Genomic DNA, 19,831 nt, shown 5'->3' with positions numbered 1-19,831 from the left:
TCGGCCGCCAACAGGAGCTGACGGCCAATCACGAAAGATCGAGGTTAGTTGATGATTTCAGCGCGGTCATCCAGACGGATTGCGGCCAGCCGGTCTCGCCACATCTGGAGAGCTTCGGGTGTCTGTCGCGTCCAGTCGGTGACCTCACCAACGATCCGGAGCGGTTCCCTGCTGCGAAAGGAGCGGGTGGGATTGCCGGGGAACTTCTTGTCGGTGACGTTGGGATCGTTCTCGAACTCCCCGGTCGGTTCGACGGCATACACGCGCGGGACCCCGTCGCCGGCAGCGAGTTCGGCGGCGAGTCCCGCGCCGTCACGCAACGCGGTGAAGTAGATGTGGTTCATCACGATTTCGGGCCGGTAGTTGGAACGGAAACCGGCGGTGAGGTGATCTCCGACCCGCAGCTCGGCCTTTGTTCCGTGAAAGAACGGACCCTCGTCCAACGCCTCGCTCATCGCTACAGGTTATCAAACCAAGCTGTCGTGACGGCGAGCAGTTCAGGACGGCCCGGACGCCGTCATCACACCAGCCACAGCAAGATCATCTACCCCTGACCAGTAGTTACGGGACAACCTTGGAGCGGGGCTCCGGCGACCACACACAGTGATGGCAGGAGCGATCTCATCGGGCCGTACGCGACACCTCGAGGTGCGACCTCACCAGTCCCAAGGCCGAACTACGAGGGTCAGCTCAACGTGTTCCTCGACTCCTCGCCATCGACGCGGGGATGGGCCGGTAGCGGAAGAGCGGACGTCGGCCGATGCCCGAACGAACTGCATCACCGGCGTCCCATTCTTCGAAGGCTCGGGGCATTCCGCCTATTTCTCGACCTCGTAGCGCAGAAGTGCCACGCCGTTTTCGAAATGGGTGGCGACCGGGTCGCCTGTCACGGTCACGGCGGGAAAGTCGCACCAGGGGGCGTCATGCAGCGAAAAGAGCTCCCCCGACACGAAGCCGCCACGCCGGTCCCGATATTTCGGCCACATCTTTCGTCGAGAGCATCCAGCCCCAGCCCGGAGGGCATCCGGCTCAAGTCCGCCACCGGGAAACAGGGCTCACCGCGACCCGCCTGTTCTGCGGAGCCCGCCTCGACTCCACGGCCGCGCAGCCCCCTCCGTCTCGCGTCGCGCAGGAGGCCATCCGGGCCACCGTATGTGTTGTTGACAACCCCGTCGCATAACCTCGTGCACGGAGACGTCAGATGCCATGGATATCCACTTCGCGGAGGCGATGGTGCTCGGTAGGGGTATGCGTTTGCTCACGGGTGCCTTGATCGTTGCCTGCGTGGTGCTGGTAGGCCACAGCGCACCAGGCGGTGACCCCTCCGCCAGATCACTGCCCGACGAAGCCGTCCGGGACGTCGTGCCGAACCGGGTCATGACGTGGAACATCTGCAATCCCTGCGAGGAGAGCAACGTCGACCGGGCTGCGGAGATTGCCACGTATGCGCCCCAGGTCATCGGCCTGCAAGAAGCGTGCGTGCGGGACGTCGAAAGCATCCGGGACCATCTGGAGGACCTCCACGGGCTGGTCTACCACGTCGAGTACGGGACGGTTCTTCGGAATTGGGGCCGCTGCGGGGGGACGCCGTGGAGTCCGGGAGCCTACGGCCAGGCGGTTCTCTCGGCGGCACCGATGACAGACGTCGTCAACGTGGAGTACCCCGACGGCGGATCCGAGGACCGTGGGTACATGGCAGTCACCACGCTTGTGGGCGGCCAGCGCTTGCGGGTCTTCAACACGCACCTTGCCGAACGACGTCAAGAGGCAGTCCGAGCGGACCAGACCGGCGTACTCGCCGCAGCCGTCGCCCGGCACGAGCGCGCGATCGTTCTCGGCGACTTCAACGCCGTGCCGGACGCACCCGAACTCACCCGGATATGGGCACTGGCCGCGGATACGGACCCCCAGTGCCGTCCCTCGCTCACCGGCAACTGCAAGCCGACCACCGACTGGCAGAGCAAGTTCGACTACATCTTCCTGCGAGGTGTCGTCCCGCTCGAGCACCGTGTGCATCCGACCCCGTACTCGGACCACCACCTGCTGCAAACCGACCTGGACACAACCTGACCGGACTTCCTGGCCCGTTCGACTGGTGATCCCGAGAGCCAAGTGCCATCCACAGCAGGTGGAGCGCCGGCCCTTGTGCGGTGTTCACCAGCTGATTCCGGCCGCCACCGGGAGGTGGTCACTGCCCGTGGCCGGCAGCGACCACGAGCTCTTCGGCTGCACGCCCCGGACCAGGATCTGGTCGATCCGCACCACCGGGAACTTCGCCGGCCAGCTGAAGCCGAAGCCTTTCCCGGCCGCCTCCTGGGCCGAGCGCAGCTGCGAGGTGATGTCGGCGAACGCGCGGTCGTCCATGGTGCCGTTCAGGTCGCCGAGCAGCACCACCCGCTCATTCCGCTCCGCGGCGATGGCCTTGCCGAGCGCGTGCGCGCCTCTGTCCCGCGAGACTGTCCAGAAGCCCGCCCTGGGATTCACCCGTGCGGACCCCAGGTGGGCCACATATACCGCCAGCGGACCCTGGTCCGTGGCCACCGTGGTGCGCAGCGCCCGGGTGTAGGCCATCCTGACGGCGACGGGCTTGGTGTCCGCCAGCGGCCCGTAGTCCATCTCGATGTCGACCGGCTGGGTGTCCGACAGCGGCAGCCTGCTCCACAGCCCCACCGTGCCCTGCACCGTGTGGTACGGGTACGCGTTCGCCAGTTCCTTCTCGTACAGCACCTTCGCCTGCGGGGTGATCTCCTCCAAGGCCAGCACGTCCGCACCGGAGGCGGCCAGGGCGTGGGCGGTGCCGGTCGGGTCGGGGTTGTCGGCGCCGACGTTGTGGCTGGCCACGGTGAGGTCGCTGCCCGGGTTGGACTTGTCACTGAGCAGCTCGCCGAAGAGGTTCAGCCACACCAGGACCGGCAGCAGCAGCGCGACCACCGCGGAGGCGGAGCGGCGCCACAGCGCCCCGGCCAGCAGCACCGGGATGCACAAGCCGAACCACGGCAGGATCGTCTCCGCCAGACTGCCGAGGTTGCCGACCCGGTTCGGGATCTTCGCGTGCAGCAGCATGACCAGGCCCAGCAGCAGCGCCAGTGCCGCGAGCACCAGGCCGCGCTTCCAGGGCCCCAGCCGGGAGCCGACACGGATCGCCCGGCGGATCGCCCGGCGGATGTCCGCGCGGCGGGTACCTGGGCCGGTGTCCCGGCGACCGTCGCCGCCCTGCCCGGTCTCCACCGTGTCCACCTGCTGAAACCGGCGGGTCGTTCTTCGTGCCGATGATGGGATCTGAGCCATGCCGCCAGTCAAGGCAGCGCGGTGTTGCCGGCATGTATGTGGTTTTCGATACGCCGACGATATGCGTCGGCTCGTAGCATCAGCGGCATGCGCGTGTTGATCGTCGAGGACGAACCGTATCTGGCAGAAGCCATCCGCGATGGCCTACGCCTGGAAGCGATCGCGGCCGACATCGCAGGTCACGGCGACACAGCTCTGGAACTGCTGAGCATCAACACTTACGACATCGCCGTCCTCGACCGAGACATTCCCGGACCGTCCGGAGACGAAATCGCCCAACGCATCGTCGCCTCCGGCAGCGGCATGCCGATCCTCATGCTCACCGCGGCCGACCGTCTCGACGACAAGGCCTCCGGGTTCGAACTCGGCGCCGACGACTACCTCACGAAGCCCTTCGAACTCCGAGAACTCGCGCTCAGGATCAGAGCGCTCGACCGCAGACGTAGCCACCACAGGCCGCCCGTGCGGGAGATCGCGGGTCTTCGGCTGGACCCGTTTCGCAGAGAGGTCTACCGGCACGGCCGCTACGTGGCGCTGACCAGGAAGCAGTTCGCCGTACTCGAAGTCCTCGTCGCTGCCGAAGGCGGTGTGGTCAGCGCCGAGGAACTCCTGGAACGCGCGTGGGATGAGAACGCCGACCCGTTCACCAACGCCGTGCGCATCACCGTCTCGGCACTGCGCAAGCGCCTCGGCGAACCCTGGATCATCGCCACCGTGCCAGGCGTCGGCTACCGCATCGACACGCAACCAGAGGCCGGACACGAGGGAGGCGAGCGTGGATAGGGCACCTGGGTTGAGCGTTCGCCTCAAACTCGCCCTCAGCTACACCGGATTCCTGATGCTTGCCGGCGCCCTGCTGCTCGCGGCGGTGTGGCTGTTCCTCCTGCGTTACGTCCCCGACCGTGCGCTCATCGTCCCCGGCTCCACCGGCACCCCCACTCATGGTGTTTTCCCCGTCCGGTCCAACCTCCTGCACGTTTTCGCTCCGCGGGCAGCCGCAGTGTTGGCATTCCTGCTGGTGTTCGGCCTCGTGGGAGGGTGGTTCCTCGCCGGCCGGATGCTCGCCCCGCTGATCAGCATCACGGGCGCCACACGCATGGCCACGAGCGGATCGCTCTCCCACCGAATCCGGCTACCGGGGCGCAGAGACGAGTTCCGCGAACTCGCCGACGCCTTCGACACGATGCTCGAACGGCTCGAAGCCCACGTCGCCGAACAGCAGAGATTCGCAGCCAACGCCTCTCACGAGTTGCGCACCCCGCTGGCGATCTCCAAGGCGCTTCTCGACGTGGCCCGCACCGATCCCCACCATGACGCAGGCGAGGTCATCGACCGCCTCCACGTCGTCAACACCCGAGCGATCAACCTCACTGAAGCACTGCTCCTGCTCAGCCACGCCAACCAGAGGTCCTTCACCCGGGAACCTGTCGACCTGTCCCTGCTCGTAGAAGAGGCCACCGAGACGCTCCTCCCCCTCGCGGAGAAACGCGGCGTCACCATCGAGACCTCCGGCGACATCACCCCCACGACCGGATCGCAAGCGCTCCTGCTACAGCTGACCACGAACCTCGTGCACAACGCGATCGTCCACAACCTGCCTGAACAGGGCACCGTGTGGGTCGATTCCAGCGTCCGCCCCCAAGCTGTGGTGCTCACTGTCGAGAACACCGGCGAGAAGCTCACTCCAGAGCTGGCCTCGACACTCACCGAACCATTCCAGCGCGGCACCGAGCGCATACACGCCGACTGCGCAGGCGTCGGCCTCGGCCTGGCAATCGTCAAGACCATCACCCACGCACACGACGGAACGCTCACCCTCACCCCGCGCTCTGCCGGCGGGATCCGCATCACCGTGGAACTACCCGCGACAGCCCCGCACCCCGACAGGTGATGCATCAGGGAAATCGACGCGCCGCCACTCTTGTGAGCAGGTCGGACCTCAAGGCGCTGATCGAAGGTATCGCGAACCGCCCCGACCTCGGGACCCCGGCCCCCGACGATCCGGCCTTCGCCGTGGGTGCCGTCGCGCGTCTACCGTCCGCTGCTCCGAGCATCGGCTCCATGCGGGAGCCGACCGCGCGGGCCGGCTGGTCGTGGCTGGAACGGCCGCAGGTGTGGGGCACTTCCACAGCTGTACGGACTACACCGCTGGGCCGGGCGGGCCGGGCTTGCGCTCCGGATCGTCGAGCAGGATCGTCAAGTGGCGGCCGACGTGCTGGTCCCATCCGTCGGGGCCGAGGGCCAGTGCCTCATTGCGCAACCGCCTGACGTCAGCGGTCAGGCTGCCCAGGTCGAAGCCCTGCACGAGCCGGCCGACTGCTTCGCGGAAAGCTGCGTCCGTGCAGTCGCCGCGCTGCCAGATCATCACGGGTACACCGGCCCGCAGCCCGGCCAGCAGTTCGCGGTGGCCTGTGCCGGAGTCCTCCGACGGCGGCCGACTGAGGATCAGGATCACCACGCCGGGGTCCTCTTTGAGTTCGCGCTCAAGGCGGAAGAAATGGGAGCCGTCCGGGCTCGGCTTGCTCCAGTGGGCACGACACCGCTCGGGATGTTCCCTCAACTGCCGCCATCTGCTGTGCCAGGGGCGGTGCCAGGCAGGCCGCTGTAGGCGCTCCAGGCTACGCACCACCACCTGATAGTCCAGGGCCAGCGGAGTCGGGTAGGCAGAGTCGGACTCTTTCCACCACCATTCGACCGGTTCGTTGACCAGCTCCCACGGCAGGACGAACTCGAGGACCACAGGCCGGCGCAGATCGGCCCACCTCGCCTCGACCTCCTCGATCAGCCGCTCCACAGCGCCCGGCAGCTCTTCCCGGTTCAACCGGGCAGTCTTGCCGCGTACGGGGTGCCAGCCTTCCGGATCGGACTGGTACCAGTACGAGAGGTAGAAGTGCTCTGGCTCAAGGCGATCTGGCTCGACCTGGATGAGTACATACGCAGGTACGAGGGACGGCGCCGGCTGCGGGAATCCCGTGTGCTGCCAGTCCGCCAGCGGGACGGCCAGGCCCAGTTCCTGGGCTCTGTCTCGATTGAAGCGGCGCACCAGTTCGGCGGCGTCCGTCCGGCCTTCCTCCATCAGCCGGTCGGCAGCCAGCGCGAGAAACGCCATGCTGGGCGGGAGCTCTCCGACCCGAACGTTCTCGCCGGCCAGCCGCAGGAAGGTCTGCCACGCCGTCCGGCACCACCAGGGCAGTTCCTGAACCCGGGACCGGCTCGCGCGCCGCGCCATGGCATCCAGGTCCGAGAACCACAGGGTCGACAGCACGGGCCGTAGGTCGCCGAGGTCCGCGTAGTCGAAGAAGTCGATGGCTTCCCACTCGTCCACGAGCGGCCACAGGGCGGCGACAGTGGGCGACTGCTGCTCGACGTATTCCAGCGACCGGCACAGACAAGAGAGCCCGTCCACCACAGTGGTGCACGCTCTCACCACTGCGCTCAGCCAAGGACGCAGCCTGTCCCCGACGTGCGGCTCGACGGGCGAGCCGAGTTCATCCGCGAGCAGGTCGCGCCAGACCTCTCGGGAGGTGGCTTGCCCCACCGTGGGCGAGCCTGCGAGTACGTTCACGATGCTGACGACCAGCTCGTTGCGCACACGCTCCCGACTTCTCTCGTTCCGGGCCAGGTCCGACCTGGGTCTGTCGCCCGACAGTAGGAGGTCTTGGTCGCTCGAGGGTTGTCCGTGCTGAGGATCGGGTCGAGGGATGTGTGATTCGCCGCGCAGGACGATCTCCGCGAAGGGCCGGCCTGGCGTGTCCAGGGTGTGATTGCCCTGGCCGGAGGGCAGCACGGCGAGAGCCGGTGTGTCCCGGGCATCGCCGGCATGGGCCGCGAGATAGGCGGAGACCTCGTCGTGGACGCGGCTGGTGTCGGAGCGCCGCAAGGTGCCGCGCAGGACCTCTTGAACTCCCTCCACGAACTCGTACTCAGAGGTGGCCGAGATCGGACGGGTGTGTTGGAGGAGGCCGCTGAGGAATACCTCCGCCAGGTGGGCGGGGCGTGATTCGGGGAGCATGACGCGCTGCACAAGTCGCATGACGGGAAGCGTGAGCGGTACTCCGGCCAGGCAGCCCGCGAGGCGGTAGGCCTGGGGGGAAGCGTGTGCACGAAACTCACGAACCAGGCTCAGTGGGTCGTTGGGCGGGGGTTCAGGAGGGACGATGCCGCTGTCGGATGTGGTGGCGGCATCACGGGTGGTGCCGGTCGTGGTGACGACTGCCGGGATTCCACCGGGGACGGTCGCGGTGACCAGGTGAGTCCACGGGGTGAGCCAAGAGGGGTCGAGTTCGAGGACAGGCACAGGAATGCCTGAGGCCGGTCCACGGAGGAGGGCCGAGCTGTCGGACGAGGTCACGCGGAACGTGGAGTTGGCGCGGCCAGGCGTGTCGGTGTGCAGGCGGACGCGCTCGGGGCGTAGTCCGGTGCGTCGCCAGAGCCGTTGAGGGAGGGGTTGGACGATCGCCAGTGGGCCGCTGTGTCCCCACAGTTCGAGGAGGCGGTCGGCGCGTCCGTCGTGCCATAGGGCCGATACGCAGTCGCTGACGCACCAGATGGCCTGTCGGCCGGTCGGATCGAGTATCTCCCGGGGGCTGTGGAGCGCGCTCGTCGGTATCGCCTGGGGATGGAGGCCGGTCGAACCGTCCGGCGCGGTGTGCAGATGCCAGAGGCGGATGTCGCGGAAGGCGCCCGTGCGCTGGAGCAGGGCCATGAGCTCGCTCACGAGAGAGTGCCAGACGGTCATGGTGGGCCCTGTCTCCATGACGAGAGCGAGGCTGAGCCAGCGTTCGGGCTCGGGGCGGGTTGCCGGGAGGAACAGTCGCTCTTCTGCGCTGCGCTCGGCCGTGGCGGTCTCGTCGAGGAGCACGCGGTGGCGAGAGGGGACCTGGCGCTTGAGCGGGCGTAAGGCTCGCAGGAGTTCGAGCTCATGGGTGAGTGCCGGGGCATCGGCGACGCGGACGGCGACGGCGAGTGTGGAGCCGTCACCGACCGCTGGAACCGCCTTGGCGGCGGTGGGGGCATGCAGGGTGGCGGGTGTGACCCGGTTGGTGGGCCTGGCTGCACGGGGCGCACGGGTGGCCTGGTCGCTGTCGGGTGCAGCCGGGGGTACGGGCTTGGGTGCACTCGTGCTTGCCGGGTCGGAAATGTACGTGGCGAGCCACAGTGCTTCCGCTGCTTCGCGGGCGGTGGGCTCGACCCCGATTCCCTCAAGTGCGGCCAGGACTCGGTCGAAGTCGGTACTCATGTAGCCGGCGGCGAGAGGTGGCCGAAGAGCTGGTGGGCGAGTTGTTCTCGGTCACCGCCGCCACGGGCGGCGTGGAAGGTGAGGTACAAGGCGTTCAGCAGGTGGTCGGTGGCCAAGTCGTCTGCGTCGCGCCGGCGCAGGAACTCCGTCACCAGGACGGCGGCCTCCGTGCTGATCTCCGGATCGAGCCGGGCTTCGACGATGCGCATCAGTTCGTCGTGGTCCGGGGGCAGGATCTGGAGCGGAACGCAACGGCGCAGGAACGCGGGTGGGAATTCGCGTTCCTGATTGCTCGTGAGGACGACAAAGGGAAAGGCCCGGCAGCGGACCCGCCCGCCTTGTACGACAACGCCGTCGACGTCACGGTCGGCGGTGGACACGCTGACCTCTGTCTGTTCGCCCCGGGCGGCACGCTCGAGTTCGGGGATGGTGAACTCGCCCTCCTCGAAGGCGTTGAGCAGGTCGTTGGGGAGATCGATGTCGCTCTTGTCGATCTCGTCGATCAGCAGGACGCGGGGTTGCTCGCGAGGCAGCAGAGCGGTGCCCAGCGGGCCGAGGGTGATGTAGCGGCCGATGTCGGTTTCGGCGTCATCCTGTTCCTTCGCGGTCGAGACGTCGTGGAGGCGCCGGATGGCGTCGTAGGTGTACAGCCCGTCCTTGAGCGTGGTACGGCTGGTCACGGGCCAGCGGAGCACCGGGCCGAGGCCCAGCTCGTGGGCGACGGCCAGAGCCAGGGTGGACTTGCCGACGCCGGGCTTGCCGGTGACGAGCAGGGGGCGGCGCAGGTACAGGGCTGCGTTGACGAGGTCGAACACCTGCGGGTCAGCCTGGTAGAGCGAAGCGCGCACGATGTCGACGGGCGACCATGCGGGCAGTTCGGCGGTGATGGGGGGACCGCCGTCGAAGGCTCGCCATGACTGTGGTGGAGGAAGTCGGGTGATCCCGTCGTGGGGTGCGTTGGTTCCTAGGAAAATCCGCCAGTCGGTCAACTCGGCTGCCCTCCTTGGGCGGTGTGCTGGGGAACCCGCAGGGCGGGGCCGTCGCCGGGCAGTTTGCGGGTGGCGTCGTCCCACAGCAGTACGACGTTCTCCCCGCAGTGGCCGGGACTGGTGGCGGTGGCGGCATCGACGCGCAGCTTCATGATCAACTCCGGGAGGTTGCCGATACTGCTGCTGGCGAGTTCCGCGTCGACCGCGTCGCGAAAGTCCACGCCGGCGCATGCCCCGGAAGCTTCGTCGGCCCCGGAAGTGGCTCTCTCGTCCTGACCCGGCGTGCGCCTGAGGCGGCACTGCGCCGAGCATCCGGCGCGTGTCCACACAGCCACCGGGATGCCCGCGTACAACGCCGTCTCGAGCACGTGCTGACGCTCCGTGGCGTCCGGGCTGAAGGGGAGCGCCAGCACGGACAGGGCCGGCCGCTGCTGCAACCGGGCGTAGAACTGCTCGGGGCGCATGTCACTGTGACAGTCCACCCAGTCCATCGTTGCCGGACCGCCGTCGAGGCAACCATGGCGCAGACGTCGCCATCGCGCTGTCCAGGACGGGTACGTCTCCAGTTTCCGGTCCAGGACGCGGAGCACCACGGGGTACTGGCGACTGACCGGCGCCCACGACTGTGACAGGTACCAGGAGTCGACGTCCACGGCACTCAACTTGGCTGCGGGCAGCGCGAATTCCATGAGCACATTGCTGCTGATCTCCGCGAGGTCCCCCACTGCCGGCGGGACCACGGCCCGGAACTGTTCCTGTGCCTCGGCGAGGGTGAGCGGTCGGTCGTCGCACAGGACGGCGTAAGGCGGCTCGTTCACATCCGGGTACTTCCATACGCGAAGGAAGTAGTGCTCACTGTCCGGACCTTGTGCGTCCAGGTGCACGCTGATCGCTGCGACACGGTCGCTCGAAGCCACCGAGAGTCCGGCTGTGGGAGGCGGCGCGGACACACCCAGCCGATGGGCCACCAGACCGATCAATCGCGTGAGCGGACCGACGCCCTTCGGCGGGGCCGCATCGGCGACCTGCCGGATGAACATCAGAAGTGGATGCGGTCCGTCCAGCATGGCCGGTGCGTCCGCGACCTCCCGGAGCACGTCGGCCATGTTGTCGAGAGGGCCGGACGGCTCACCGTAGTCGCGATGGACCGAGCGCCAGTACAAGGCGGCGGGCGCCAGACCGCAGCGTTGAGCCGAGCGGAGCAGCATTTCTTCCTCGCGCAGCGACAGTACCCCGCCCGGCGCGTACTCGTGCTGGAGCGCAGCGCGCAGCCGCCAGAGCTCCGTGTCCAACGGATTCGGGGCCTTGTTCGCCTGCCACAGCTCAGGAAACTCGGCCCGTATCGTGGACACATCGAGCGCCAGGCCGCCCATGTCGAGGTTCTCCCTGCGGGTGGTGGTGACGACCCCGCACACCTCACCCCGTTCCAGGTCGAGCAGCGGTCCGCCCGACTTCCCAGGGGCCAGCTCGCCGTTCTTCAACTGAAGGAAGACCTGGCCGGTGCCGTCGAATTCTTGCGGCCCCTCGTACTCCACCGCACTGACTCCCAGTCTCGGAGTCCGCTCGTAGACCGTGCTGTAGCCGGCAGCGTACAGCCGCTGTCCCAGGCCCGGCGACTGTGCGGCCATCGGGATCCATGGGTGATCCGGCACCGGCTCGTCCAGCTGGATCACTGCCAGGTCCGGAGGCGTCCACAAGTCCTCGCCGCTGTGTGTCGGCGGCAACGCAACCACGGTTCCCTCGGCGTGGCCGCCCCGCCAGGTGGCCTGGGCCCGCCCGGCGGTCGCCCGGCCACCTCGCTCAGGCGGCAGTGCGACGACATGAGCGCACGTGACAACGAGGCCACGTCCCGCGAAGAATCCGCTGCCCCCGCGCAGCCCAGGACCGCTGACTCGAACGACGAAGCCGCCCAGTAGGTCGAGGACTTCTCGTGAACCGGTGTCCATACGCGTCACCGGCCGCCGGATACCGAACCGTTCTGCCACTCCAGGCGTACGCGCAAGGTGGCTGTGGCCTCCCCGCCGACCAGCAGGCACACCACCTGCGAGCCCTTCAGCGCGAACTCGAGTCCGAACTCGGCCTCCACCACATCAGGTCGCACCGACTGGAGCGCGTCCTGCACGGTGGCCGCCACTCCTCGCAGCGCGGTGCTCACCGCCGTGAAGGAGAGAGCGTCACGGAGCCCGATGTTCGACGGCCCGCCATGCTCGTGATCCAGATCGTCCCCGCTGACCGACACCGGCAACGCTCGTACCAACAGCGCGCCGCCGTCGGGCAACTCCAGTTCGACGACCTCCGCTTCCCCCATCTTTCCCCCGTAAGTCCGCGCCGGCGTGCCGAGGTCATCGTGGCAGAACCGTCCCCCTCGGGGCACCACTTCCTCCGAATCCCACAACGGCCCCGCAACTCATGGAGCCGTACAAGACTTACCGGCTGGGCACTGCCGACCGCCTGGAGCCGAGGCTCAACGGATAGCGTCCGACTCCGTGGAAGATGTGAAAATCGTTGTTGAGCGCCGTTACGTTCCGGAACCGATCGACTATGAGCGTCTTGTCTCGCTGGTCGAGTCCACCGGCGAACGCGTCGTGCTCACCGAGGCCGATGTGCCGGTGAGCGTGCTGTTCCCGGCGCGGGTGGTGGCCGAGCTGGAGCACTGGGCCCGGGCCGACCACCCCACACCCGCACCGATGCCGCAGGCCCCGGAAGAGGAGGAGGCGAACGAGACGACGTGGGACGTCGGACGACTGCGGGTCGAACCGTTGGCCCGCCCGCAGGAGTACGGGCCCTACACCCGGTACGTGCGCGCCGATGGCAGGCGCGTCAGCTTCGCCCGGGCCGGGACGGTGGTGGCCGTGCAGATGACCGCCGACGAGGCGGCATGGTTCGTGGACAGAGCCATGCATACGCGCCAGGGATTCATGGACCCCAAGCAGGCGGCGGCATTCGAAGAATTCCTGGCCCGACAACCGTCGGCCGGCGATCAGTGACTTGGGACGGGCCCAACCACGGACGACGCTCGGACCGGCCAACGCACTGCTCATTCACAACGGGGGCACGTCGGCCGCCCGGAGTCATGCCGGCCGTTTCCGGGGCCCGTCCCCGTTCCGGTTCCGCCAGGCACTGCGGTGGGCGCGGGCCGCCGATTCTGCGTGGCGCAGGGCCGGGTCCGGGACGCGCGGACGGCACAGGGTGTCCAGAGTGGTCAGCATGTGCTGGGCGAAGCGGTGCCCGAGGGGAGTGAGGGGGTCGGAGGACGGTGTGACGGTCGTCGCCCCGCGGGCGGCCGGGCGCCAGCGGGCGAACCGGGCGTGTGCGACGGCGCGCAGCGGGCGGCTGCCTGTGAAGTCTTCCCAACGTCACGCGCCCAGAGCAGAGCAGCTCCGTCCCCCGGACACTCACCGCTTTCGTGTGAGGACCACACGTGGGAGTCCGCGTCGCGATCCCTCGGGGAAGGAGCGAGACGCCGAAAGCAGGTCAGCGCGGCTTCGCGGAGTGGCGGAGGAGGCGGGACCATTCGCTGAGCAGGGCGTCGACCGTGTGGGGCAGGTAGAGGCCGTCGTCGAAGACCGCGTCCAGGCCCGCGGTGCCCAGCGGGCTCGTCCACGGGGTGAGGGCGAGGGGGAACTGGAGAGTGCGCGCGTGGACGTAGCGGGTCGTGGCGCGCGTTCCCGCGAAGTCGATCTCGCGTGTCTCCGCGTCGTCGAGTCCGAACGTCGTGGTCACGGCCGAGCCCCTCGGCAGGACGGAGGCCAGCTCGCCGAGGGAGATCTGCCGGTGGGACAGCGCCGTCGCCATCGTGGCGTGTACGGCGGTCACCGTCTCGGAGAGCTCGGCCGCCGGCCGCAGCAGGATCGGCAGGAGGCCCAAGTGGCAGCCCACGGAGGGAGAGACCCCTGGGACTCGGCGCGTCGAGACGACACCGGTGAGGAACTCCTCGGGTGCTCCGACAGCGTGCGCGGCGTGGGCGAAGGCGCCGATGATCCTCGCGAACCGGGTGACCGTGCCGCTCTCGGGTGCGCTCCGGTCCGGGCGCAGCACATCGTAGGGAAGTTCCAGGCGCCGATGCACCGGCCGTCCGGAGGGGGACGCGCCCTCACGCCGCAGCCAGGTCGTATGGGCCGGGGCGACGCCCGCGAGAGCCGATCTCCAGTACGCCAGCGTGGCGGCTTCCGCCGGGCCCGGACCGGCTTGCGGACCGAACGCCGCTGCGCCCGTGGTGTCATCCGCAGCCCCTTCCGGGGCCCCGTCCGGGCTGCGGTACCAGTGGGCCAGATCGTCGATGACCGTCTGTATGGCGGGGGCGTCCACCGCGTGCTGGTGGAAGGCGACCACCAGCCGGTCCCGGCTCGGGCCGCGCAGCAGGGCCAGGCGGATCGGCAGGTCCGTTCGCACGTCGAACGGCCGCTCCGCGAAGGCTCGTTCACTCGCTTCCGCGCCGGTCCGGGTCTCCGCCGGGCCGACTTCCTCGAACTCGAACGGGGTGGGCCAGTCCTCCGGGTGGTGGACGAGGATACGGTCACGCCTGCGCATCAGGAGTGCGCGCAGAGCCGGGTGCCGGGCGATGGTGCGCCGCAGGGCGTGTCGCAGTCGTGCGTGGTCCAGCGTGCCGGTGACGTCGAGGGCGATCGTCACGTTGTACGCCGTCGGGTCTCCGAGCCGGCCGGCCAGCCAGATCTCGGACTGCACGGTGGATGCGGGGAGCAACCGCGTCGTTCTCTCCCCGGATGCGCCGGCGGGCACGGACAGGACGGTCGGGTCGCTCGGGACGGTCGGGACGTGGGAGCCGGAGGGGGCGGTCGGGACGGAGGGATTCGCCTCGTGGGGCGAGCGGTTGTCGTCGGCCTCCTCCCAGCGGCCCGCCCGCAGCTGACCGGCCAGGTCGGACACGGTCGCTCCGGCCAGCAGCCGGTCGATCCCGGGCGCGCTGCCGAACTCGGCCGCCAGCCCGGTCATCAGGGTCATCGCCTGCAACGAGCTGCCGCCCAGGGAGAGGAAGGAATCCGATGCAAGGACCTCCTCCAGGCCCAGCACCGCGGCCAGGCGTCCGGCGATCCGTGCCTCGTCCGCCGTCAGCGCGGGTTTCGGGGCCGACAGGACGGCCGGGGCTGCTCGGTCGGCTTCGCGCTCGGCGGGCCGCTCGGCCAGGGTTCTGCGGTCGATCTTGCCCGTGCTGGTGCGGGGCAGCGCCTCGCACAGGACGATGCGGCTGGGCACCACGGCCTCCGGCAGGCGGCGGGCCAGTGCACTGCGCAGGGCGTCCGGGTCCACGGTGGCCCCCGGCGCCGGTACCGCGAACAGCGCCATGGCCCGCGTACCTCCGGGCGCGTCCACGGCCACGGCGGCGACTTCGGCGAGGCTCGCGGCGCGGTCGGCGAGGATCTCGATCTCGCCGGGCTCCACCCGGTGTCCGCTGATCTTCACCTGGTCGTCGATCCGGCCGCGCAGGAGCAGTTCGCGGCCCTCGATCCGACCCAGATCGCCGGTGCGGTAACCCCAGCGTCCCCCCAGCGCTTCGATCGGGCCGAAACCCGCGCCCGACTCCGTGGACGCCGGCCCCAGATAGCCCAGCCCCACCGGCGCGCCGACGACGCTCACCTCGCCCTCGTCGCCGACCGGTACGACGGCGCCCGCAAAGTCCAGCAGGGCGACGACGGTGTTGTCGAGAGCGACTCCGGCCGACGGCGTGCGCGGCCAGCCGGCCGGATCGCCGGTGAGGATCGCCTCCGTGACCACGTGGGTCTCCGTGGGGCCGTACTGGTTCGTGAGCCGGATCGGCCGGGCGCCACCGCCCAGGAGCCGCTCCAACGCGGCTGTCACATACGGCTGTTCGCCGGCCGTGGAGATCTCGACGAGACTCGGCAGCAACGCCTTCTTGTACTCCGCCCATTCGGCGAAGGGGCGGAGCGCCGAGAACGGCAGATGGAGCCGCTGGACATGCCGGTCCTCGCAGAACCGCAGGAGGTATTCGACGTCCGCCCGGCGGGACTCGTCGAGCACCAGCAGCTCACCTCCGGTGGTCAGAGTGCCGAGCACCTCCGTGAGGAAGACGTCGAAGCTCACCCGGGAGAACTGGACCGTACGGGCCCCCACGCCCACGCTCGCCATACGCCGTAACCAGGAGACCAGATTCGACAGGGCACGATAGGGAAGCAGGGCTCCCTTGGGCACGCCGGTCGAACCCGACGTGAACAGGATGTAGGCGGGATCGTCGGGGGCGGGCAGCGGCGCGGTGGCGGGAACCTCCTCCCCCGGCTCGGGACGGCGCAGATCCACGGCTTCGGCGCAGTCGAACGGCACGTCGCCGCAGGCGAGTACGCAGGTCGCACCGACGGCCCGCAGGGCGGCCCGGGAACGCTCCAGCGGATGGTGCACGTCGATCGGCACATACGTGGCTCCCAGCCGCAGGATGGCCAGCAGGGCACCGACCGCGTGGAGGCCGCGCTCCGTGTACACGGCGACCGGTGTGCCGGGGCGTACCCCTCGGCGGAACAGCCGAGCTGCCAACTCCTCCGCCTTGGCATGCAGTTCGAGATAAGTGCAGGCCTCGCCACCATGCCGGACCGCCGTCCGCCCGGGGTGGCGTTCGGCCTGGGCGCGGAACATGGCGTACACGTGGTCGGGGACAGGGCTCATGGCTCCGGCGATGATCGACAGACCGGGCTCCGGCATCGACTTCCCCTTCGTTCCTTGCGGTTGGACGGCATCCCGCTCGGGGACCTGCCACTTCGGGAAACCTCTTCGGGAAACCTCTCGGGGAACCGGGGATCGCGCGGCAGGGCAACGCCCGCCACCCGGGAGGGCAACAGCGGCCGGCTCCCCCTGGGCAGCAGGCGCCGCCCTACCGCCCCTTGTCGCCCGTCACGCTTCTCAGCGCGCCGTGGAGGGCTCTCGCGCCTCCGCGGTGACCCCGTCGTCGCCCCCGCCCTTCTCCGCGCCCGGCGCGGACCGGCGGATCTGCGGCAGCGTGACCATCACGGCGGCGCTCGCCACGGTCCACACCACGCCGAACCACAGCAACGGTGCGGCCCCGACCCGGTCCGCGGTCGGAGCCGCCCACCAGTAGCCCACGGTCATGGAGAGCACGGTCGCCACACCGTCGTACGCGCTGACGCGGGACATCGCATCGGACGGCACATCGGCCTGGAGGCTGCTCGTCCAGAGGATGTGCAGCAGCGCGAATCCCGCGCCGGACAGCAACGAGCCCACGACCAGGACGTAGACGGGCGCGCGCAGCGCGAGGAGGCCGGCGAAGGCTCCCAGGCCGAACGTACAGAAGACGGACGCCAGCAGCGGCCTGCGGAAGCGCAGCCGCATTCCCACGAATCCGCCGAGGAGTGAGCCGACCCCTTGCGCGGCCATGACGGTGCCCCATTGGGCGGCACCGTTCTCCTTACCGCCGACGAAGGTGATCCCCAGCACCATCACGGGCCCCAGGACGAAGGTGGACGCCAACGACGTGTAGGCGAGCAGGGACCACAGCCAGGTGCGGGAGCTGAACTCACGCCACCCGTGCCGCAGTTGGTGCCAGAAGCTCTCGTCCTCGCGAGCGGGGTCCGTGGCGGAGGACGAGGTGCGCACTCCGGCCAGGAACAGCGCGCTGGCCAGGAAGGTGGCCGCGTCGATGGCGATGACCCAGGCCGGCTCGGTCCAGGCCACGAGCGCGCCGGCGACGGCCGGTCCGAACAGCGAGCCGATCGAATTGAGGGTGGAGCCGAGGGCGTTGGCCTCCTGGAGGCGCTTGCCGGAGACGACCTCCGGGACGAAGCCGTGGAAGGCGGGGTGGAAGAACGCGGCGGCGACCGAGAGCACCGCGGCGAAGGCGACGAAGCCGCCCAGCGGCATACCGACGGTCAACAGGATGACCACCACGGTGATTTCGATGGCCGCGCGGACCAGGTCGCTCCCGATCATGGTGACCCGGCGGCCCCACCGGTCCGCGAGCACACCGCCCGCCAGCAGGAACACCATGAGGGGCGCGGTCTGCGCGCCCAGCACCAGGCCCACCCCGCTCGCCCCGCCGCCGTGCTCCAACACGGCGAAGGACAGGGCGATGGGCATCATGCTGCTGCCCAGCACCGAGGCGGCCTGCGCGCAGAACAACCGTCGCAGGTTGCGCTCGCGCAGTAGGTCCAGAGGTAGTCGAGCCGCCAGACCGTCGGTCATCGCATGTCCCCCGTCGGGTCCGTTTCCGGACCGCGTGCGTGACTCACCCGTCCGCTCCTCTCCCGGCCTGCCCAGCGCACCCGCGCCACGCAAGCCCTATGTTTCCGAACGCGACGCCGGACAGAATATGTGAGTTCGATCGGGTGATCACCAGTCCTTGGGAATCTTCACACCACTGTCGTCCTGCCTTGCCAGGCAAGGCAGTTGGCGCAACGCGACCAAACCCTTGCGCGGCGCGTGATCGCTCCACTACGGTCCTGCCCGTCTGTTTCGCTCCACCTGGCCTGCGAAGACCACTCGGGTGACGTCGGGTCCGAGCGACTGGCCGGCTGTCCCGTACGACCCGAGCGAGCGAGGAGTCGGCCGTCCTGTGGAACGCCACGAAACCGAGCTGGTCCTGGTCGAGTTCAGCGCCGGCACCTCGGGCGTCGCCGACCTCACCTGGGGTCAGGAACAGGTGTGTCTGTGGATGGAGAACTCCGCCCCTCACATAGAGCACATGAACCTCGATGTGCTGATCGAGTGCGAGACGGGCGCGAGGACGACGCTCGACGACGTCCGTGAGGCTCTCCGGGTGGTGATCGAGCGCCACGAGTCCCTGCGGACGCGGCTCAACGTAGAGAAGGACGGTGGGTACCGGCAGTTCGTCTGCGCGAGCGGGAGGGTCCCTGTCCAGGTCCACCACTGTGCCGCCTTCGAGGCGTCCGAGGCGGTCCTGGAGGAGCTCAGACGCCTTCCTTTCACGGTGTTCGAGTGGCCCCTGCGCGTCGCGGTGGTCACCGTCTCGGGCATCGTCTCCGGTGTGGCGTTGTGTCTCTCCCATGTCGCGACCGACGGCTGGGGCATCGAGGTGATCGCCGGTGACATCAGAGAGTTGTTGGCGGCGGCGCCGGAGGAACGTGACGTCCTGTCCGCCCGACCGCCCCGCCCTCTGGTGCAGCCGCGGGAGCACGCCGCGGCGCAGCGCCGGGCCGGCGGCCGGAGCGAGGCCCGGGCCGAGGCGTTCTGGACCGCCCAGCTCTCGCGCTTCCCCAACGACCGTTTCCCCTTCCCCCTGCGGACTCCCGAATCCCCTCGGTTCCCGAAGATCACCATGCGCTCCCGAACGGCGGCGCGCGCGCTGGCGGAGGCGGCTTCACGCCACGGCACAACCGTCAACGCCGTGCTGACCGGCGCCCTCGCGGTGCTGATCAGCGCGATCAGCGAGCTGGAGGACGTCACGTTCCGGCTCTTCTGCGCCAACCGGACGTCCGTGGAGAGCCGCAACTCGGTCGGCACCTTCTTCCAGACCATCCCGGTGGCCCTCACGGTCGCGGACCTCCCTTTCCGGGACATCGCGCACGCGGCGTGGCAGGCGTCCCTGCGGGCCTACCGCGTCGGCGAGCGCGACCCGCGCCGGCTCGACCGGGTCACCGAGTCGGTGGCGTCCGTCCGAGGAGTCGACCTCGACCTCGAGTGCTTCCTCAACATCCACGGATACGGCGGTCAGGAAGAGAGTGAGACCCTGACGGCCCAGGGGACGGCGCACGAGCTCACGGCCTTCGACGACGACGGCGGCATCGAGGAGTGGGAGCCGGGCAAGTTCTACGTCGACGTATGGCGTGTGTCGGGGTGCTTGGAGGTCACGCTCTCCGCGGACACGGCACTCTTCTCCCGCGACCGGCTCACCGGCTTCCTCACCTGCCTGGAGGACATCCTCCTGAGGGCCGCCGCCGGCGATGCGCCTCGACCGAAGGACCTCGTCCGGGACGCCGAGGCACTCGCCGGGCTGCGGCGACGCGAGGGTCTGGTGCTCGTGGACGGCTGCTGGGTCGATCCGGCCGAGGTGCAGGCACTGCTCACGCAGGCCCTGTCCCCCCGGTCCGCCCAGGTCTTCCTAGAACCGGGCGCCACCGGCAGCCCGCGTCTGACGGCGTACCTCGTACCCGCGCACGCGCAGCGGCCACCCGGGCCGCCGGAGGTGCACCGGCTGCTGCTGGCCGCCCTGCGCGGGCGCAGGTTCGTGATGGCCCCGCACCGGTACGTCGTCTGCGCGGCAGGGCCCGACGGGCCCGCCACGCAGGAGGAGTGGCGCCGGTACGACGTCCTCGCGGAGGGTCCGGGCCGGGAGTCCCCCGCCCGGCATGACCCGGACACGACCCGGACATGACGG

At 69.3% G+C, this 19,831-nt stretch carries 13 protein-coding genes; 5 read left to right on the top strand and 8 right to left on the bottom strand.

Annotated features, from left to right (window positions below; genetic code table 11):
• Window positions 1-44: 44 nt before the first annotated feature.
• Window positions 45-455 carry an NAD(+)--rifampin ADP-ribosyltransferase gene (gene arr, locus G9272_RS43160; RefSeq protein WP_171401636.1) on the bottom strand — a complete coding sequence of 137 codons (411 nt, stop codon included), beginning with the start codon at window positions 453-455 and terminating at the stop codon, window positions 45-47.
• Window positions 456-1,230: 775 nt separating this feature from the next.
• Between arr and G9272_RS43155 the strand changes: the two genes are divergently transcribed.
• Window positions 1,231-2,070 carry an endonuclease/exonuclease/phosphatase family protein gene (locus G9272_RS43155; RefSeq protein ID WP_171402423.1) on the top strand — a complete coding sequence of 280 codons (840 nt, stop codon included), beginning with the start codon at window positions 1,231-1,233 and terminating at the stop codon, window positions 2,068-2,070.
• An 84-nt stretch (window positions 2,071-2,154) separates the two neighbouring features.
• On the opposite strand, the gene G9272_RS43150 is transcribed toward G9272_RS43155, so the two are convergent.
• Window positions 2,155-3,288 carry an endonuclease/exonuclease/phosphatase family protein gene (locus G9272_RS43150; RefSeq protein ID WP_171401635.1) on the bottom strand — a complete coding sequence of 378 codons (1,134 nt, stop codon included), beginning with the start codon at window positions 3,286-3,288 and terminating at the stop codon, window positions 2,155-2,157.
• A gap of 87 nt (window positions 3,289-3,375) precedes the next feature.
• On the opposite strand from G9272_RS43150, the gene G9272_RS43145 reads away from it, so the two are divergent.
• Together G9272_RS43145 and G9272_RS43140 are read left to right on the top strand one after the other, a co-directional pair.
• Window positions 3,376-4,071 (top strand): response regulator transcription factor, encoded by a 696-nt coding sequence (locus tag G9272_RS43145; RefSeq protein WP_171401634.1) that lies wholly within the window; start codon window positions 3,376-3,378, stop codon window positions 4,069-4,071.
• A gap of 10 nt (window positions 4,072-4,081) precedes the next feature.
• Window positions 4,082-5,179, top strand: a complete 1,098-nt coding sequence (locus G9272_RS43140) for a sensor histidine kinase (RefSeq protein ID WP_171401633.1) — start codon at window positions 4,082-4,084, stop codon at window positions 5,177-5,179.
• 249 nt (window positions 5,180-5,428) lie between these two features.
• On the opposite strand, the gene G9272_RS46000 is transcribed toward G9272_RS43140, so the two are convergent.
• The 4 genes from G9272_RS46000 to G9272_RS43120 are packed head-to-tail and all read right to left on the bottom strand — an operon-like array spanning window position 5,429 to window position 11,824.
• Entirely contained in the window at window positions 5,429-8,527 is a 3,099-nt protein-coding gene (locus tag G9272_RS46000; protein WP_301272165.1) for an SAV_2336 N-terminal domain-related protein, read from the bottom strand.
• A complete protein-coding gene (locus G9272_RS43130; protein ID WP_171401631.1) occupies window positions 8,524-9,516 on the bottom strand; it encodes an AAA family ATPase in 993 nt (330 codons plus the stop codon). The genes G9272_RS46000 and G9272_RS43130 overlap by 4 nt, the downstream gene beginning before the upstream one ends.
• Entirely contained in the window at window positions 9,513-11,462 is a 1,950-nt protein-coding gene (locus G9272_RS43125) for a VMAP-related conflict system protein (protein ID WP_253268288.1), read from the bottom strand. The genes G9272_RS43130 and G9272_RS43125 overlap by 4 nt, the downstream gene beginning before the upstream one ends.
• A 5-nt stretch (window positions 11,463-11,467) precedes the next feature.
• Complete coding sequence (locus G9272_RS43120) at window positions 11,468-11,824, bottom strand: CU044_2847 family protein (RefSeq protein ID WP_171401629.1); 357 nt, start codon at window positions 11,822-11,824, stop codon at window positions 11,468-11,470.
• 178 nt (window positions 11,825-12,002) lie between these two features.
• Here G9272_RS43120 and G9272_RS43115 point away from each other — a divergent pair, with 178 nt between their 5' ends.
• Complete coding sequence (locus G9272_RS43115) at window positions 12,003-12,503, top strand: type II toxin-antitoxin system Phd/YefM family antitoxin (protein ID WP_171401628.1); 501 nt, start codon at window positions 12,003-12,005, stop codon at window positions 12,501-12,503.
• Between the two features lie 487 nt (window positions 12,504-12,990).
• Here G9272_RS43115 and G9272_RS43110 read toward each other — a convergent pair whose 3' ends face one another.
• Window positions 12,991-16,185: an AMP-binding protein gene (locus tag G9272_RS43110; RefSeq protein ID WP_171401627.1), complete on the bottom strand. Its 3,195-nt coding sequence runs from the start codon at window positions 16,183-16,185 to the stop codon at window positions 12,991-12,993.
• Window positions 16,186-16,383: 198 nt separating this feature from the next.
• Window positions 16,384-17,679 carry an MFS transporter gene (locus tag G9272_RS43105; RefSeq protein ID WP_171401626.1) on the bottom strand — a complete coding sequence of 432 codons (1,296 nt, stop codon included), beginning with the start codon at window positions 17,677-17,679 and terminating at the stop codon, window positions 16,384-16,386.
• Between the two features lie 370 nt (window positions 17,680-18,049).
• Between G9272_RS43105 and G9272_RS43100 the strand changes: the two genes are divergently transcribed.
• Window positions 18,050-19,828 (top strand): condensation domain-containing protein, encoded by a 1,779-nt coding sequence (locus G9272_RS43100; RefSeq protein WP_171401625.1) that lies wholly within the window; start codon window positions 18,050-18,052, stop codon window positions 19,826-19,828.
• The last annotated feature ends 3 nt before the right edge of the window (window positions 19,829-19,831 follow it).

Source organism: Streptomyces asoensis (assembly GCF_013085465.1).
GTDB lineage: Bacteria > Actinomycetota > Actinomycetes > Streptomycetales > Streptomycetaceae > Streptomyces > Streptomyces cacaoi_A.
The sequence above is the reverse complement of the archived record's forward strand: the minus strand, read 5'-3'. Positions and strand labels throughout refer to the sequence as shown.

What these genes read in the sequence shown, in the direction of transcription:
- G9272_RS46000 (WP_301272165.1), bottom strand. Translation starts at nt 8,527, where the DNA reads ATGAGTACCGACTTCGACCGAGTCCTGGCCGCACTTGAGGGAATCGGG.
- arr (WP_171401636.1), bottom strand. Translation starts at nt 455, where the DNA reads ATGAGCGAGGCGTTGGACGAGGGTCCGTTCTTTCACGGAACAAAGGCC.
- G9272_RS43110 (WP_171401627.1), bottom strand. Translation starts at nt 16,185, where the DNA reads ATGCCGGAGCCCGGTCTGTCGATCATCGCCGGAGCCATGAGCCCTGTC.
- G9272_RS43120 (WP_171401629.1), bottom strand. Translation starts at nt 11,824, where the DNA reads ATGGGGGAAGCGGAGGTCGTCGAACTGGAGTTGCCCGACGGCGGCGCG.
- G9272_RS43125 (WP_253268288.1), bottom strand. Translation starts at nt 11,462, where the DNA reads ATGGACACCGGTTCACGAGAAGTCCTCGACCTACTGGGCGGCTTCGTC.
- G9272_RS43145 (WP_171401634.1), top strand. Translation starts at nt 3,376, where the DNA reads ATGCGCGTGTTGATCGTCGAGGACGAACCGTATCTGGCAGAAGCCATC.
- G9272_RS43105 (WP_171401626.1), bottom strand. Translation starts at nt 17,679, where the DNA reads ATGACCGACGGTCTGGCGGCTCGACTACCTCTGGACCTACTGCGCGAG.
- G9272_RS43155 (WP_171402423.1), top strand. Translation starts at nt 1,231, where the DNA reads ATGGTGCTCGGTAGGGGTATGCGTTTGCTCACGGGTGCCTTGATCGTT.
- G9272_RS43150 (WP_171401635.1), bottom strand. Translation starts at nt 3,288, where the DNA reads ATGGCTCAGATCCCATCATCGGCACGAAGAACGACCCGCCGGTTTCAG.